Genomic DNA, 14957 nt, shown 5'->3' on the forward strand with positions numbered 1-14957 from the left:
ATAAACGTAGAGTATCTCTATTGGTAACAAAAATCCTAAGTAGAAAAATCCATGCACATGTTCCTTTAACAAAAATATTAATAAATAAGGCAAGTAAAGTGGGAAAATACTGCAATATCAAGTAAAATAGACTAAAGAAGCGGAGAAAAGATACACACAACTAAGGGGACATAAGAAATGGGATCAAATAATCCAAAGCAACAACTCAAACAAAAGGAACAGCAGACAAGTCTGCTCCAAATGCAATTAAATTTAATCTTAGAGAGATTACATAATCATGGGGATCAAAGAAGTGCCAAGAAAGTGGCCGAACTTTTGAATAAAAACGCAACGAAAGAATTGAGCATAGCATTTTGCGGTCATTTTTCAGCGGGGAAATCATCCTTTATCAATGAAATATTGGAGGAAGCCATCTTACCGGCGAGTCCGATTCCAACCTCAGCAAATGTTGTCCAGATCAAAAATGGGGAAGAGCTTGCACATGTCCATTTCTTTGAGGGGCAATCCCTGGAAATACTTCCTCCAGTGTCTTTCGAGCATGTTAAAGCATACTGCAAAGATGGGGATCAAGTAGAAGCTGTAGAGTACCAATTCCCTTTTGAGAAGCTCCCCTCGGACATGGTCGTTTTGGATACACCAGGGGTGGACTCCACCGACGATGCCCACCGGATATCCACTGAATCTGCCCTTCATTTGGCGGACGTGATCTTCTATGTAATGGACTATAATCATGTCCAATCGGAAGTGAATCTCAAGTTTATCAAAGAATTACAGGACAAGGAAAAAAGGATATATTTAATTATTAACCAAATCGACAAGCATCAAGAAGAGGAAATTCCTTTTTCCATCTACAATGCAAGGATCATGGAGTCTTTTGAGGACTGGGGAATTGAACCGGCAAGCATTTACTTTACAAGTCTGAAAGAGACCAATCATCCTCTCAATGACCTTCCAATAGTCAAAGAGACCATTCATATACTTAGACAAGATAAATTGAATATCCTGCCAAAGACGATTGAAAAGGCACTCCATACTATTATGGAAGAACATAAAGAATGGCTGTTGGAACAAAGGGAAGAGGAAATGGAACGCCATGAACAGATCATTCAATCAACAACAGATCTACCAAAAGATGTAGCGGCAACCTTGAATGAAGTCCAAGCCAAGCTTACTTCCATTGAGTCTGAAACTACTCAGATAAAAGAAGCTTTTGTCGATCAGACAAAGCGAATATTGCAGAATGCCAATATTACACCGTTTGAAATGAGGGAATTTGCAGAGAAGTATCTTGAATCCCAGCAAAAAGGATTTAAAGTCGGCTTACTATTTTCGGGTAAAAAAACGCAGGAAGAGCGTGAGCAAAGAAGTGGAGCGTTTCGAAATGATTTGGGAGAGCGTGTAAAAACACAGATTGAGCGGTTTATCCATGAACATATTCTTTCCTTCTTAAAGGAACAGAATTTCTATTCCCCCGCCATATTCGATAAGGTCCAAGGTATTACTGTCCCTATCACAGAAAAATTTATATCCGCGCATGTGAAAACAGGTGCTGGATATACGGGAAATGCCGTTTTGCACTATACAAAAGATCTGGCTCATTCCATTAAATTGGAGTACCAGAAGCAGGTGCAAAAATTCATGGAGAATTTCTTTGATCAACTCGAGAAGGATATGCAGGAGAATACGAAAGCTTTAAAGGTGGAAGTAGAACGACTGGAAACGGTGCATCATGCACAAGAAGCCATTACTATCCTTCATATGGAACTTGAAAAAGAATATGAGGTTTTAAACAATATCCTTATGATGAATGGCGAAGCAATTATGGAACATGATGAAAAGGTTGACCTATTGACCAAATATCTGAACCGCAATTATAGAAGAGTACGTGGAGATGAATTGTCATTCATTACAACCAAACAGAAGGATGACAAGGATAAACAAGAAATCGTTGTTCAAGATGCAATTAAGCAGAATGAACCGACTTCACTGATAAAAGGGCTAAGGGAGACTGCGAACTCTCTGAAAGAAATTCATGGATTTCAAACAATTGTGGATGACTTGAAAAAGAGAGCAGATAAAATAGAGAACCAAACTTTTACAGTTGCGTTATTCGGTGCTTTCAGTGCAGGGAAGTCTTCCCTTGCGAATGCGCTGTTCGGTGAAAAAGTGCTACCTGTTTCACCGAATCCAACGACTGCTTCCATCAATAAGATCTCCCCAGTTTCTGATGGGAATCCGCATGGAACGGTTTGTGTACAGATGAAAACAGCAGAACAGCTTTTTGAAGATGTCAAACAGGCATTGTTGATCTTTGAAACCAAATTAATCAACCTTGAAGAGGCTAGTCAGAAAATCAAGACTATTATTTCTAAAAATGAGCACTTAGAACTCGATGCAAGCAAGAAGACTCACTTTCATTTTTTGAAAGCCTTCTTGAAAGGCTGGGAGTACATGAGTTCACACTTAGGTACGCTCCAAAAGGTAACCCTTGATGAATTTGAAGCATATGTCGCTCAAGAAGAAAAATCTTGTTTTGTGGAATGGATTGAAGTATTTTATGATTGTCCATTCACAAGGCAAGGGCTTACGTTGGTGGATACACCGGGAGCCGATTCCATCAATGCAAGGCATACGGATGTGTCATTCGATTACATCAAGAATGCGGATGCTATATTGTTTGTAACCTACTATCAGCATGCCTTTTCAAAAGCGGATCGTGAGTTTTTGATTCAACTTGGCAGAGTGAAAGATGCCTTTGCCATGGATAAAATGTTCTTTCTTGTAAATGCAGCAGATCTTGCGAATAATGAGGAAGAGCTTGAACTGGTATGCGATTATGTGGAAGAACAATTGACGACTTACGGAATCCGCCATCCAAGATTATTTCCAGTATCTAGTCTGCTTGCATTAAAAGAAAAAGAAGGCCAGATGTTCCAACATCCATTTTTGAAAAACTCCTTAATGAACGATTTTGAAATGGCTTTTTCTGATTTCATACAGGCAGATTTGGTCGAGATGAGCCTTCATGCAGCGCAATTAGACCTAAACAGAGTCATTGGTTTGTTTGATCATTTTGTACAGCAAGCAAAGCTTGGATCGGGCGAAAAGGAGAAATTAAAGCTTTACCATGCCAATAATAAGGTTGAGATGGAAGCATATTTAAAGGAATACACAACAGACAGCTTCTTCACACTACTCGATCAAGAAGTAAATGAATTGCTTTATTATGTAAAGCAACGGACATTATTGCGATTTACTGATTTCTTCAAGGAAAGCTTTAATCCTGCAGTGATCAGGGAAGACGGGAGGAATATGAAAATACAGCTCGTGAATTGTTTGCATGAACTTGTTAAAGATATATCCCACAACCTCTCGCAGGAAGTAAGAGCAACAACTGTTCGCGCGGAGAACTTTATCGGGAAGACCTTACTTTCCTGGCAAAAAGAAATAGAAGCAGAGGCGAAAAAGCAAGAACCACAGCTTTCCTTACGCATTCTGGAAGTGGAGGATTTCCTACCGTTTAAAATGAATGGCACATTTCCACCTATTTCGTCCAAGTTGGAAAAACAAACGATAGGATATTATCGCAATTCGAAAGCTTTTTTTGAGAAAAATGAAAAACAGAAAATGGCTCAGTTTCTAGAAGAGCAACTGTCCCCTATGATGGATAGTTACTTGAAGAACAGCGAGGCGAATCTATCGGTCCATTATAAAAATGAACTAAACAATTCCTTGCAAGGTGTGAGGGAGTATATCCTTAGACAGCTATATGATTATTTTGAAGGAATGCAATCCGCACTTGAGCAAGAACAAGACATCCCGAATTTGGAACATATCTTAGTAAATATTCAACAGCATAAGAACTAAGGAGGGAAATAGGTGAATCGAATAGGGGATGTACTCAAAGAAATCGAGTTCAAACATCATGTGAAAATTCTCTATGCCTGTGAGGCCGGAAGTAGGTCTTATGGGTTCGCATCCGAAAACAGTGATTTCGATGTCCGATTCATTTATATCGCCCCGCTTAGGGAATACCTTACCTTGTTGGGGAATGGGGATACAATCACCCTGCAGGATGCTAATTTTGACATACAGGGATGGGACCTGAAAAAAACTCTCTTATTGGCCAGAAAGTCCAATCCCTCCTTATACGAGTGGATGTTATCTCCCATTGTATATAGAGAAATGGACCCGGTCATTCTCGAATTACAAGCGATGGTACTAAAAGGTTACTCACAAAAAGTGCTGGGGTACCATTATGTGAAAATGGCTAAGAAAAACCTCCTGGCATGGTGCGATAAAAGGAACGTCGCATACCTTGTCCATGCGGTGCGTGCTTCATTAATGCTGGAACAGGTCCTTTCCGATAGGTCATCAACCATTCAATTAAAGGAACTTGAAAAGACTAGCAGGTTTTTCCATAATGAAGAGCTATCTCTGCTATATCGTTTGAAGATGGGGGAATGTTTGAACGAACATCCTAAGATAGTTCAACTTCCTTCCAAAATATCGGACTTTTTAAATGAGCCAGAAGTGTCGTTGATTCAATTGGACAATGGGTCCATGGATATAAAAGTGTTAGAGAAGCTGTTTTTTCAGCAGCTGGGAATAGAGGGTGAGAGTCATCACTAATCGATTTCATGCTTGTGCCACCTGTCAGCACTATCAAGTACAAAAGTGGGCAAGTGCTACTATCTATCGTTGCAGCAGACTTGGTTACGAAACAAAGCCGCATTTCAAATTTGATTGTTGGCAACCTAAAGAGAACGTATTACAATTAATGAAAAAAGAAGAAATAAAACGGAGGAACAACCATGAGCGTACATAAAGCAATCAGTGAGCATTCTAGAAAACAAAATCAAGTTGTGATGAGCTTTCTGCAACTAGAACAGCAAAGAGAGGCATACATTGAAGAGGCAATCGTACTATGCCAGCAAAAAAAACCATTTACAACGGAAAAAATAAATGAGGTAACGAAGAGAATCAATGGACTGGCGCGAAAAGGAATCGCTCCTCAACGTCAATTGGTAACCAAGGAAATGGTGCAGGAATTTGTTTCTCGAAGTAGATAATCACGGAGGGGAAAGCATGAAGCATATCGTTTCAGCAAAATGGGTGAAGGAGCAGTTGGACGAGCTTACTATCATTGATTGCCGTTTTCATCTACATGTTCCAGATAAGGGTTTTGAAGAATATAAAGAGCATCATATTCCAGGTGCCCATTATATGGACTTGAACAAAGATTTATCCAGTGCAGTAGAAACACATGGCGGAAGGCACCCTTTGCCAGATTTTCAGGAGCTGTTTCAGAAACTGGAAGGTATTGGGGTTCATGACGATGGTAGGGTCCTTCTTTATGATGATCAGAACGGTGCTATGGCATCAAGACTTTGGTTTCTTCTACAGGTTATGGGACATAAGCATGTGCTAGTTATGGATGGCGGTTATCAGAAGTGGTTGAAAGAAGGGTATCCTGTTACTGCAGATGTACCCGAAAAGGGTAAAAAGGGCAATTTTTCTTTTAAGTTAGAAAAAGATCTAGTGGTTGATATGGAAGACGTTAAGTCGCATTTATCTGCGTTCAATAATGGAGATGCATATCTTCTTGATGCAAGAGAGCCAAACCGTTATAAAGGGTTAGAGGAGCCAATTGATAAGATAGCCGGCCATATACCCGGTGCCCTTAACTTTTTCTGGATGGATAGTTTCGAAAATGGAAAGTGGAAACAGAAGGAAGCATTGGTAGAAAGGTTCTCCTCGCTGGATTCCTCCAAAGAGGCTGTTGTCTACTGTGGCTCAGGTGTTACAGCCTGTCCCACTATCTTGGCCCTTAAGGAAGCAGGTTTTGATAATGTAAAGCTTTATGCAGGTAGCTGGAGTGACTGGATAAGTTACACAGCCAACCCAATATCTAAAATAAAGAACTAAATTTACCCTCTCTTAAATGGTTATCTCCTTGAGCAAACTATAAGGGATTCACCTTAAAAAGGAGGGGACCCAGAATGGGACGCACAAAAAAAGGAAATGCCAATGCCCAACGTAATAATAACGCTAAACAAAAAGGTAACATGGATTCAGAGTTTGCTTCTTACGCTGAATACGAAGCAGCAAAAATGACGAACAAGAAAAATCAATAATAAAAAGGCCATCACATCTAAAAGTGATGGCTTCAGTGTGTAGACAAAGTCCAAAAATGATAAAAATCTCTAGTTGATCGCAGTGGAAGGAGCGGAGACTCCTGCGGGAGGAAGGGACATGGAAGACCCCGCAGGGCGTAGCCCGAGGAGGCTTCCGGACCGCCCGCGGAAAGCGAAGCTCCTGCAACGAAGATCAACTCTTCCAACAGATAACCTAACTAATTTATAGTTTGTCAACAGTCTGAAGCCATCACAATTATATGTGATGGCTTTACTAACTAATCTTTTAAAACGGTGCCCCAATGTCGCTTTTTGACGTTGGGGTATTCTTGTGTTTCCTGAGCATTTGTCCTTCGCCGTCTAGATAGGAGTGTCTGTCCCCCAACTCTAATTTATGCTATAATCATAAGCGGAATAGAGAGGGAGTGTCCTTATGAAAAAAGTATTACTGATCGATGGAATGGCTTTATTATTCCGTTCCTTTTTTGCAACAAGTGTTTATAATCGCTTTATGTATACATCTAACGGAATCCCGACCAATGCCGTTCAGGGATTTGTTAAACATATGATCACCTCCATGGAAACATTTCAACCCACACATGTTGTCTGCTGCTGGGACATGGGAAGCAAAACGTTCCGCACAGAAATGTTCGATGACTACAAAGCAAACAGACCTGCGCCACCACAAGAGTTGATTCCTCAATTCGATCTTGTCAAAGAAGTGGTTGAGGCGTTTGACATCCCAAATATTGGACTTGCAGGTTTTGAAGCAGATGACTGCTTGGGAACTCTTGCCGAACTATACAGAGAAGAAGCGGAAGTCATTATTCTAACTGGTGACCAGGATGTCCTCCAGCTTATCAAACCCAATATAAAAGTAGCATTGTTGTTAAAAGGCTATGGCAACTATGAAGTTTTGGATGAGAATGGGTTCTATGAGAAAAAGGGTCTTACGCCACATCAGCTCATAGACCTCAAGGCAATAATGGGTGACAGTAGTGATAACTACCCTGGGGTAAAAGGTGTCGGGGAAAAAACTGCTACAAAGTTATTAATGGAGTACCAGACCGTGGATGGGATCTTAGAAAACCTTTCTGCACTTACAAAAAGTCAACGCCAGAAATTTGAAGACAGCTTGGAGTTATTGCACCTTTCAAGAGAGCTTGCAACTATCAAGTGTGATGTACCAGTTTCTTGTGAATTGCATGATGCGACCATCAGTATTGATCGAAGCAAGGTTGCAAGTAAATTTGATGAATTGGAATTTAAAAACTTGCATGGATTCATAAATAAGGTTTGTTAAGAGAAGATGAACGAGTCATCTTCTCTTTTTTATCGTTTTGTATTATCTTTTTTGGCTTTATTTTCAAGCTTAGAATGAACCTCATGTGAAAACTCTGCATCTTGGCCATAACCTTGAGGGTTTACACCGGGTGCTTTCTTTCCTCTGTTTGCGGATTTATTTCTGCTCATGCTTTTCACCTCCGTTACCTATCACATAGGTTTCCTTTTTCCTCTATAAATTATGTTGCATCTTGAAGTTCATATTGACTCAAACTACATAAGAGGTGATTAGTTTGAATCGACCATTAAAAATAGCATTAAGTGCCATTACTTTGGCACAATTCTTAAAAATTCCCATTAAATATGTAAGAACAGGCAGATGGGAATGGAGTACTTTCTTTGAAACGGGAGGGATGCCAAGCTCTCATTCAGCAGGAGTATCGGCATTGGCAACCATCATAGCGTTAAAAAGGGGTTATAAAACCATAGATTTTGCACTATCAGCTATATTTGGATTGATTGTCATGTATGATGCTCAAGGTGTAAGAAGACAAACTGGAGAGATAACCCTTGCTGTTAATGATCTTGCTGAAAAGTTGGACAGACTCGAGGGGAAACCTGATAAGAATGTCCATGATAAATTGGAAAAGCGATTAAAAGAACGGTTGGGACACCAACCGGAGGAAGTGGTTGGCGGTGCATTGTTCGGAATTGCTCTTGCTTTTCTTGGAATGCATTTGCTACCGAAAAAGAAAAAAATGGAACTTTGGGACAAACTTTAATGGGCAAACGACAAATTTTGCGGTAAGATTGTAGAAGGGGATGAACAAAAGGATGGATCGATATGAAAAAATCATGGAGTACAGAAGAATACCTTCAGCAACTTACCTCAAAAGGGTTTAAATTTGGAGAAGATTCTCTTGGTTTTATAGAATTTGGCAAGCATTATACAGATAGTTCCGACTACTTGGTTAATATAGCCATTGAAGTAACTTTAAAGGCGCAAAAGCAATTTGATGGGAGTTTCTTTGTTTCATTTCTTGAAATGATTAAACAAGAACAGATTCATTCCAAACGTGCTGCTTTTCTTTTGGCCAAGGAAAAGAAGATTATTTAAAGGTCTTTCCAATTCTAATGGATAAGTCCTTTCGTCACATCCAAGCTAAATCAATTGTTTATATAAGAGCTTGAAATACATCCAGGCTCTAGAACTGTTCACAAACTATAAATTAGTTAGGTTATCTGTTGGAAGAGTTGATCTTCGTTGCAGAAGCTTCGCTTTCCGCGGGCAGTCAGGAAGCCTCCTCGGGCTACGCCGAGGCCACTGAAAAAGTACTTTAATTTATACTTTGATACTTTGGCTAAACACCGCTGTTGCTTTCCACAAAAGGCTTCGCTTTCCGCGGGGCGACCTTGAGCCTCCTCACTTCGTTGCGGGGTCTCAAGATTGCCGCTACTCCCCCGCTGGAGTCTACGCCTTTTGTTCCAAGCTACAGCTAAAGACACTATTTACTCAAAAAATACTCATTTTGAAAAGCAGAAGAAAGTTGATTCCAATCAAACTTCTTCTGCTTTTTTTGTTTTATGCTATTAATAAATAACGTTAATAGGTGGTATTCAACGAATGATTTCAAACCAAGCATCCTTTAGTCTTAGTCCATTTTCAGCAATTTATGATATCGTAGTCCCCAAACAAAACATTCTCCGTCAAATAAATGAACTGGTAGACTTCTCCTTTATCTATGAAGAATTAAAAACAAAATATTGTCTAGATAATGGCCGCAAGGCAATACCACCTATACGTATGTTCAAATATCTGTTGCTTAAAGCAATCTATGATTTATCAGATGTAGATATTGTAGAGCGCTCCCAATATGATATGTCATTTAAGTACTTTCTCGACATGGCCCCAGAAGATCCAGTAATTGACTCCAGTTCCTTAACAAAATTCCGTAAGCTCCGCCTAAAAGATGTGGGGATTCTAGACATGCTTATAGAGAAAACAGTGGAAATTGCATTGGAGAACGGAATCATCCAAACAAAAACGATTATTGTAGATGCCACTCACACAAAAGCCCGATACAACCAAAAAACCGCAACAGAGTTTCTACAAGAAAAATCTAAAATTGTACGAAAAGCTATCTATCAGGTGGACGAATCAATCAAAGAGAAATTACCAAAGAAAACGACATCTCACGATGTCGAAGATGAGTTAATTTATTGCCGCCAAGTTATTGAGGTGGTCGAAAAGAATCCACAAGTAGCATCCATTCCTGCCGTTAAAGAGAAGTTAAATGTGCTTAAAGAAGTAGTGGAAGATTATACAGAACAAATTTGTTACTCCAATGATCCGGATGCTCGCACTGGCCATAAAACAGCGGACTCCTCTTTCTTTGGCTTTAAAACTCACATTGCATTAAGTGAAGAACGTATCATTACAGCTGCAGTTATTTCGACAGGAGAAAAAAATGATGGAAAATACCTTCCTGAACTTATGAAAAAAACAATGGAAGCTGGAATGGTCGTTGATACTATCATTGGGGATACTGCTTATTCAGAAAAAGATAATATTAATTTTACAAAGGAAAATAAAATAGCACTTGTTTCTAAACTAAATCCTGTTATTCAAGGAACTCGTACCGAAGAGGAAAAATTCGACTTTAATAAAGATGCAGGCATGTACGTGTGTAAGGCGGGGCATTTGGCAACTAAAGTAAAACGACAAGGCAAGAAAAATGTAGGAAAAAATCAACGTAACACCTATTTTTTTGATATAGAGAAATGTAAAGTGTGTCCTTTAAGACAAGGGTGTTATCAAGAAGGTGCAAAGAGTAGAACATACTCCGTTACCATAAAATCTACAGAACATAAAGAGCAGGAAGCATTTCAAAACACCTTGGCGTTTAAAGAAAAGGCTAAATCTAGATATAAAATAGAGGCCAAAAATAGTGAACTAAAACATAGACACGGGTATGATATAGCATCATCAGCGGGTCTTTTAGGTATGGAGATTCAAGGAGCCGCATCTATATTTGCGGTTAATATGAAGAGAATAATGAAGCTTATAAATGAAAAAGAGTAAATAAATAACGTTATAAGGCAACCTTTTATCCTTTTAATGGATAAAAAATTGCCTTTTTTTAAAAAAATTCATGGTTACTTCAAAAAAATAATAAGTTTTTCAGTGGCCTCGGCTACGCCCTGCGGGGTCTTCCATGTCCTTTCCTCCCGCAGGAGTCTTCGCTCCTTCCACTGCGATCAACTAGAGAATTTCATTATTTTAAGCTTTGTCTACACAATGAGAGCCTGGAAGAAATCCAGGCTCTCATTGTGTATTTTCAGTATTATGGTTTCAGGATAACTTTGACACATTCATCCTCATGGTCGTTAAAAATCTTATAAGCTTCAGCAGCATTTTCAAGTGGCATCTTATGGGACACTATTTCTGTTGGATCGAACTTTCCTGAAGTGATCATGTCAAACAACTTTGGCATATAATGAACAACAGGTGCCTGGCCCATTTTCAGGTTGATATTTCGTTCAAAAAGGTTGCCCAATGGGAACATATTATATTTTGATCCATAGACACCTGTAAGTTGAATAGTACCGAATTTCCTGACTGCATCGATACCTATGTCAATAGCGCTTAAAGTTCCGCCCTGCACCTTCAGCTTTTGGCCAATCTCTTCAAGGGCTGATTTCTTGCCATCCATTCCTACGCAATCAATAACCACATCTGCTCCTCCGTGAGTAATTTCCTTCAGGTGGGAGCCCATATTCTTGAATTCCTCGAAATTGAAGATTTCCACATTGTTCATTTTCTTAGCTCGCTGTAATCTATACGGGAGGTTATCAACAGCGATAACACGTTTGGCACCTTTCATCCAGGCAAACTTTTGTGCCATCAGGCCAATGGGGCCGCACCCAAGGACGACAACGGTATCATCATTTTTCACCCCAGCATTTTCAACGCTCCAATAGGCGGTTGGCAGAACATCCGACATGAAGAGCAGTGCTTCATCTTCAAGTTCCACAGATTCAGGAATGACAAATGGAAGGTAATTTCCATAGGGAACACGTAAGTATTCAGCCTGGCCTCCCGGATGATTACCATACCTCTCCGTAAAACCGAAATAACCTCCTGTGTCTACTTCAGGATTTTGATTCGAATTGTCACACTGACTCTCCAGATCGTTTTGACAATAGAAGCATCTTCCGCATGAAATATTAAACGGGATGACTACCCGATCGCCTTTTTTCACCTTCGTAACCTCTGGACCGACCTCTTCGACAATCCCCATTGGTTCATGTCCGACCACATAATCCTTTTCCGTAGGCAGTGCCCCTTGGTAGATATGTAAATCCGATCCGCATATGGCCGTAGAGGTAATTCGGACAATTATATCCTCACTTTTCTTAATTTTTGCGTCCGGTACCTCTTTTACTTTCATATCCTTGATTCCTTGAAATGTTACTCCCTTCAATAGAAAAACCTCCTTTTAATGGTAATAACCTTTCTATACCCGAATGATTAAGATATAATCTGATACATTTTAGCCATTTATGATGGATGGAGGGGGAGAAATGTCCATTCAACTTCTCCTATAAGTCGGTTTGAAAGTGAAATAGTAAATGATGGTACTGCCAAAAGAGAGTATAGGTTAGAATGATTGTGTACAAATTTAAAGACTCTTTTGGTAAACTTTATTGCTTTTTCGTATGGATACAGTAACCGTTATTTTCCTTACTGTCGTGCTCTTTTCCCTGCCGGACTTAAGAAATTACTTGCACCTTATAGAGTAAAAAGTCAAATTGCCGACTTTTTCAAGGATATAGCAATAATCTTTGAGAAAAGAGCCAATTTAAAAGACGTTCCCATTATTCTATAATTGGGAACGTCCTCTTTGGATTGAATCACTTGTTTGATAGGATTTTTTACTGTCATGCTTTTTAGTTTATTTGTCGTTAAGTTGTATCGCTTTACGTGATAGCTCATCCGCCATTTTGTTCTCTTTGCTCGGTATCCATTTAATAAAGAATAAATTAAGCTGATCGGCAAGAGCCAGTGCCTCTTCCAAAAGCAACCGATACTCTTGTTTTTTTGCATATCGCTTTTCCATGGCATTCTCCACAGCCTGGGAGTCGGTCCGAAAAGAAACCGTTTGATAGCCTTGTTTCGTACAAATTTTCAATGCTTCAATCAATGCACGGAATTCTGCTTGATGATTGGACATAATCCCAAGAGGAATACTGTATCGTTCAGCAGACCCATGCCCTTTTATGAATATTCCAGCCCCAGAAGGACCTGGATCCCCAGCACTTGCTCCATCTATGTAAACTTCAATCATCACAATCGCCTGCCTATTAAATAAGTGTTACACGAACATATTTTCATATGTCCTGTGATAAGATAAGAATACACAATAATAATTCAGGAATAAAGCCATAATAGGTAATACTTTTACTTTTTAGATCTATTGGGTATAAGAAAGAAATACTTAGATGTAAAGGGGTTTTCCTAAACATGAAATTAACCTTGGAGTGGCACTACCACACACCAAAGCACATAGAAACCACTTTTAAAAGTGATGAAGTTGATATAAGGCTGGCTCTAAGGCTTGCAGAAGATATTGAAAAGACTGGAAGAGTGAAACGGTTGTCCTTCTATGATAAGGATGGATCGGAATGGACTAAAAAAGAAATTAATAAGTGGATCAAACAGAGTGAAGTGGGAATATCCGATGTTGTCGCCTACTTTGATGGAGGATATGATGTAGATTCGAAACTGGCGGGAATCGGAAATGTGGTTTATTATAATCAAAATAGAAAAGACTATCGATATAGAATAAATGCAAGGCTGGAGGAACTTGAATCCAACAATGAAGCGGAATATGCTGCGTTTTATTTTCTTGTTCAACAGTTGGAGCATCTGGAAATTCGTGCGATGGAAGTAACCTTCAAGGGAGATTCCCTTGTTGTTTTGAACCAGCTTTCTGGAGAATGGCCTTGCTATGACGAACTTTTCAATCGCTGGCTGGATAAAATAGAACAGAAATTAAAGGAACTTAAGATTAGGCCTAACTATGAGCCTGTCACACGTAAAGAAAACACAGAGGCACACCAGCTAGCCAAGCAGGCTTTGGAAGGTACCCCAATAGAAAGCAAATTGCTACTGTGAACAATAGGAGTGAAAAGAGAGAATGATCAATCGTAAAAAGATCTTGATGGAGGTTGGTGAAATTTTAGATACTTATTGTACGGAATGTCTGGTGAAGCAGACATTGCGGAAGGATTATGGGAAGACACATGCTCAATCATTCTGCATCGGTGAATGTACAGTGGGTGCTGAAATAAAGAAATTAGGAGATCAGTTGGTGGAGCGCAAATAATTCGCGCTTTGTCAGCTGGTTTTTATTTATGCTTTTATCTTAGAACCTTTCCTACCCATAGAAAAACCGCCAATTTGGCGGTCATTTTCGTGCTTCAGATAGCTGGTGTTCGCACTGTGATAGGGTCATTTCACAGTTTTGTAGAAAATCTGTATCAAGACCAGTACCAGCGCTCTTTGCATCATTCAGTAAAGATCTCGCATTGGAAATAGCTCTTTCTGCATGATCCATCGCTTCCGGGTCTAGGCTCATGGTAGCGGACCCGACCATTTTTTCAGCAGATTGGATGGAAACTTCCACTTGTGCTAAGTCGTTATATCCTGTGTGTAATTCAGTATCGTTGTTATGTTGTTGGTTATCCATTTTCACAGCCTCCTTCTTTTTTTAGAATCGGTAAAAGAAGCAAAAGATATGCATGATAAAACAAAAGAGACCTCCAAAGTTATAGGAGATCTCTTTCTTTATCATTTATGTTTTCCAGCCTTAAAATTAAAGTTTTGTAACGTTAGCAGCTTGTGGTCCGCGGTTTCCTTCAACGATTTCAAAAGAAACTTCTTGGCCTTCTTCCAAAGATTTGAATCCTTCTCCAGTAATTGCAGAGAAATGTACGAATACGTCATCTCCACCTTCTACTTCAATAAATCCAAAACCTTTTTCGTTGTTGAACCATTTAACTTTACCGTTTTGCATCGTTCTTTTTCCTCCTAAAAATAGCGCACATTTGTGCCGTAAAATTGTATTATCATAACCAATTCCCGAAAAAAAGAAAGCGGTTAAATGACAATTTCAATATACAATATTTCCTCTGTAAGAGTCAAGGTTTCAAACTTTGTACCTGTTTTATTTTCTACTTCTCCTCATATATATAGGTAAAGGAGGGATAAGCCATGCTACGGACACATTTTGAAGGCAAGGAAATGATCTTGCGCATCAAGACAAATCTTCATCTATATTCCTTAAACGAGGACACCATCTACGAGAGTTTATGCGCGGCATTAAAGGTTATCTACTTTATGGATAGCTTTGCAGTAGAGATGGGAGATTATCTAATTGTTGGAGAAAGCCAGCAGAGCGAATATCCGCTAATTACAGTGCAGAACATAGTTCCCGCTAAAAATATTGTATCCTTGTAACTATACAAACAAAT

Annotated in this window: 18 protein-coding genes; 13 read left to right on the forward strand and 5 right to left on the reverse strand. The window is 39.4% G+C overall.

The window, feature by feature from the left end; translation table 11 throughout:
• Positions 1–177 precede the first annotated feature (177 nt).
• The 7 genes from EKQ44_RS16005 (at position 178) to EKQ44_RS16030 (ending at position 7440) form a co-directional block, all read left to right on the forward strand.
• On the forward strand, positions 178–3867 hold the full coding sequence (locus tag EKQ44_RS16005) for a dynamin family protein (RefSeq protein ID WP_237664542.1): 3690 nt from the start codon (positions 178–180) through the stop codon (positions 3865–3867).
• Between the two features lie 12 nt (positions 3868–3879).
• On the forward strand, positions 3880–4632 hold the full coding sequence (locus EKQ44_RS16010; protein WP_237664543.1) for a nucleotidyltransferase domain-containing protein: 753 nt from the start codon (positions 3880–3882) through the stop codon (positions 4630–4632).
• On the forward strand, positions 4616–4828 hold the full coding sequence (locus tag EKQ44_RS16015; protein ID WP_414491339.1) for a hypothetical protein: 213 nt from the start codon (positions 4616–4618) through the stop codon (positions 4826–4828). Before EKQ44_RS16010 ends, EKQ44_RS16015 begins: the two co-directional genes overlap by 17 nt.
• On the forward strand, positions 4815–5072 hold the full coding sequence (locus EKQ44_RS16020) for a YpbS family protein (protein WP_237664544.1): 258 nt from the start codon (positions 4815–4817) through the stop codon (positions 5070–5072). Before EKQ44_RS16015 ends, EKQ44_RS16020 begins: the two co-directional genes overlap by 14 nt.
• A 16-nt stretch (positions 5073–5088) precedes the next feature.
• Positions 5089–5928: a sulfurtransferase gene (locus tag EKQ44_RS16025; RefSeq protein WP_237664545.1), complete on the forward strand. Its 840-nt coding sequence runs from the start codon at positions 5089–5091 to the stop codon at positions 5926–5928.
• Between the two features lie 74 nt (positions 5929–6002).
• Positions 6003–6137 carry a hypothetical protein gene (locus tag EKQ44_RS21480; protein ID WP_010193767.1) on the forward strand — a complete coding sequence of 45 codons (135 nt, stop codon included), beginning with the start codon at positions 6003–6005 and terminating at the stop codon, positions 6135–6137.
• Between the two features lie 433 nt (positions 6138–6570).
• Entirely contained in the window at positions 6571–7440 is an 870-nt protein-coding gene (locus tag EKQ44_RS16030; RefSeq protein WP_237664546.1) for a 5'-3' exonuclease, read from the forward strand.
• 29 nt (positions 7441–7469) lie between these two features.
• On the opposite strand, the gene sspL is transcribed toward EKQ44_RS16030, so the two are convergent.
• Entirely contained in the window at positions 7470–7610 is a 141-nt protein-coding gene (sspL, locus tag EKQ44_RS16035; RefSeq protein ID WP_237664547.1) for a small, acid-soluble spore protein L, read from the reverse strand.
• 104 nt (positions 7611–7714) lie between these two features.
• On the opposite strand from sspL, the gene EKQ44_RS16040 reads away from it, so the two are divergent.
• The 3 genes from EKQ44_RS16040 (at position 7715) to EKQ44_RS16050 (ending at position 10503) form a co-directional block, all read left to right on the forward strand.
• Positions 7715–8203, forward strand: coding sequence for a divergent PAP2 family protein (locus EKQ44_RS16040; protein WP_237664548.1), 489 nt, complete (start codon positions 7715–7717; stop codon positions 8201–8203).
• A gap of 62 nt (positions 8204–8265) precedes the next feature.
• Positions 8266–8538: a DUF6123 family protein gene (locus tag EKQ44_RS16045; RefSeq protein ID WP_237664549.1), complete on the forward strand. Its 273-nt coding sequence runs from the start codon at positions 8266–8268 to the stop codon at positions 8536–8538.
• Positions 8539–9045: 507 nt separating this feature from the next.
• Positions 9046–10503, forward strand: a complete 1458-nt coding sequence (locus EKQ44_RS16050) for an IS1182 family transposase (protein WP_237664550.1) — start codon at positions 9046–9048, stop codon at positions 10501–10503.
• Between the two features lie 262 nt (positions 10504–10765).
• Here the strand turns inward: EKQ44_RS16050 and EKQ44_RS16055 are convergent, their stop codons facing one another.
• The gene (locus tag EKQ44_RS16055; protein ID WP_237664551.1) at positions 10766–11905 is read right to left on the reverse strand and encodes a zinc-dependent alcohol dehydrogenase; all 1140 of its coding nucleotides are present in this window, start codon (positions 11903–11905) and stop codon (positions 10766–10768) included.
• A gap of 471 nt (positions 11906–12376) precedes the next feature.
• Positions 12377–12769 carry a reverse transcriptase-like protein gene (locus EKQ44_RS16060; protein WP_237664552.1) on the reverse strand — a complete coding sequence of 131 codons (393 nt, stop codon included), beginning with the start codon at positions 12767–12769 and terminating at the stop codon, positions 12377–12379.
• 176 nt (positions 12770–12945) lie between these two features.
• On the opposite strand from EKQ44_RS16060, the gene EKQ44_RS16065 reads away from it, so the two are divergent.
• Together EKQ44_RS16065 and EKQ44_RS16070 are read left to right on the forward strand one after the other, a co-directional pair.
• Positions 12946–13599 (forward strand): reverse transcriptase-like protein, encoded by a 654-nt coding sequence (locus EKQ44_RS16065; RefSeq protein WP_237664553.1) that lies wholly within the window; start codon positions 12946–12948, stop codon positions 13597–13599.
• 22 nt (positions 13600–13621) lie between these two features.
• Positions 13622–13810: a zinc-finger domain-containing protein gene (locus EKQ44_RS16070; RefSeq protein ID WP_237664554.1), complete on the forward strand. Its 189-nt coding sequence runs from the start codon at positions 13622–13624 to the stop codon at positions 13808–13810.
• Between the two features lie 81 nt (positions 13811–13891).
• On the opposite strand, the gene EKQ44_RS16075 is transcribed toward EKQ44_RS16070, so the two are convergent.
• Complete coding sequence (locus EKQ44_RS16075) at positions 13892–14173, reverse strand: DUF2564 family protein (protein ID WP_237664555.1); 282 nt, start codon at positions 14171–14173, stop codon at positions 13892–13894.
• A gap of 126 nt (positions 14174–14299) precedes the next feature.
• The gene (gene cspD, locus EKQ44_RS16080; RefSeq protein WP_168864184.1) at positions 14300–14500 is read right to left on the reverse strand and encodes a cold-shock protein CspD; all 201 of its coding nucleotides are present in this window, start codon (positions 14498–14500) and stop codon (positions 14300–14302) included.
• A gap of 197 nt (positions 14501–14697) precedes the next feature.
• Here cspD and EKQ44_RS16085 point away from each other — a divergent pair, with 197 nt between their 5' ends.
• Positions 14698–14943: a hypothetical protein gene (locus tag EKQ44_RS16085; RefSeq protein ID WP_237664556.1), complete on the forward strand. Its 246-nt coding sequence runs from the start codon at positions 14698–14700 to the stop codon at positions 14941–14943.
• Positions 14944–14957 lie beyond the last annotated feature (14 nt).

This window comes from Sutcliffiella horikoshii, from assembly GCF_021991925.1.
GTDB classification, from domain to species: Bacteria; Bacillota; Bacilli; order Bacillales; family Bacillaceae_I; genus Sutcliffiella_A; species Sutcliffiella_A horikoshii_F.

Bases quoted from the DNA above. Each gene is read 5' to 3' on its own strand.
- EKQ44_RS16005 (WP_237664542.1), top strand. From the start codon at position 178: ATGGGATCAAATAATCCAAAGCAACAACTCAAACAAAAGGAACAGCAG.
- EKQ44_RS16020 (WP_237664544.1), top strand. From the start codon at position 4,815: ATGAGCGTACATAAAGCAATCAGTGAGCATTCTAGAAAACAAAATCAA.
- EKQ44_RS16025 (WP_237664545.1), top strand. From the start codon at position 5,089: ATGAAGCATATCGTTTCAGCAAAATGGGTGAAGGAGCAGTTGGACGAG.
- EKQ44_RS21480 (WP_010193767.1), top strand. From the start codon at position 6,003: ATGGGACGCACAAAAAAAGGAAATGCCAATGCCCAACGTAATAATAAC.
- EKQ44_RS16030 (WP_237664546.1), top strand. From the start codon at position 6,571: ATGAAAAAAGTATTACTGATCGATGGAATGGCTTTATTATTCCGTTCC.
- sspL (WP_237664547.1), bottom strand. From the start codon at position 7,610: ATGAGCAGAAATAAATCCGCAAACAGAGGAAAGAAAGCACCCGGTGTA.
- EKQ44_RS16045 (WP_237664549.1), top strand. From the start codon at position 8,266: ATGAAAAAATCATGGAGTACAGAAGAATACCTTCAGCAACTTACCTCA.
- EKQ44_RS16050 (WP_237664550.1), top strand. From the start codon at position 9,046: ATGATTTCAAACCAAGCATCCTTTAGTCTTAGTCCATTTTCAGCAATT.
- EKQ44_RS16060 (WP_237664552.1), bottom strand. From the start codon at position 12,769: ATGATTGAAGTTTACATAGATGGAGCAAGTGCTGGGGATCCAGGTCCT.
- EKQ44_RS16065 (WP_237664553.1), top strand. From the start codon at position 12,946: ATGAAATTAACCTTGGAGTGGCACTACCACACACCAAAGCACATAGAA.
- EKQ44_RS16070 (WP_237664554.1), top strand. From the start codon at position 13,622: ATGATCAATCGTAAAAAGATCTTGATGGAGGTTGGTGAAATTTTAGAT.
- EKQ44_RS16075 (WP_237664555.1), bottom strand. From the start codon at position 14,173: ATGGATAACCAACAACATAACAACGATACTGAATTACACACAGGATAT.
- cspD (WP_168864184.1), bottom strand. From the start codon at position 14,500: ATGCAAAACGGTAAAGTTAAATGGTTCAACAACGAAAAAGGTTTTGGA.
- EKQ44_RS16085 (WP_237664556.1), top strand. From the start codon at position 14,698: ATGCTACGGACACATTTTGAAGGCAAGGAAATGATCTTGCGCATCAAG.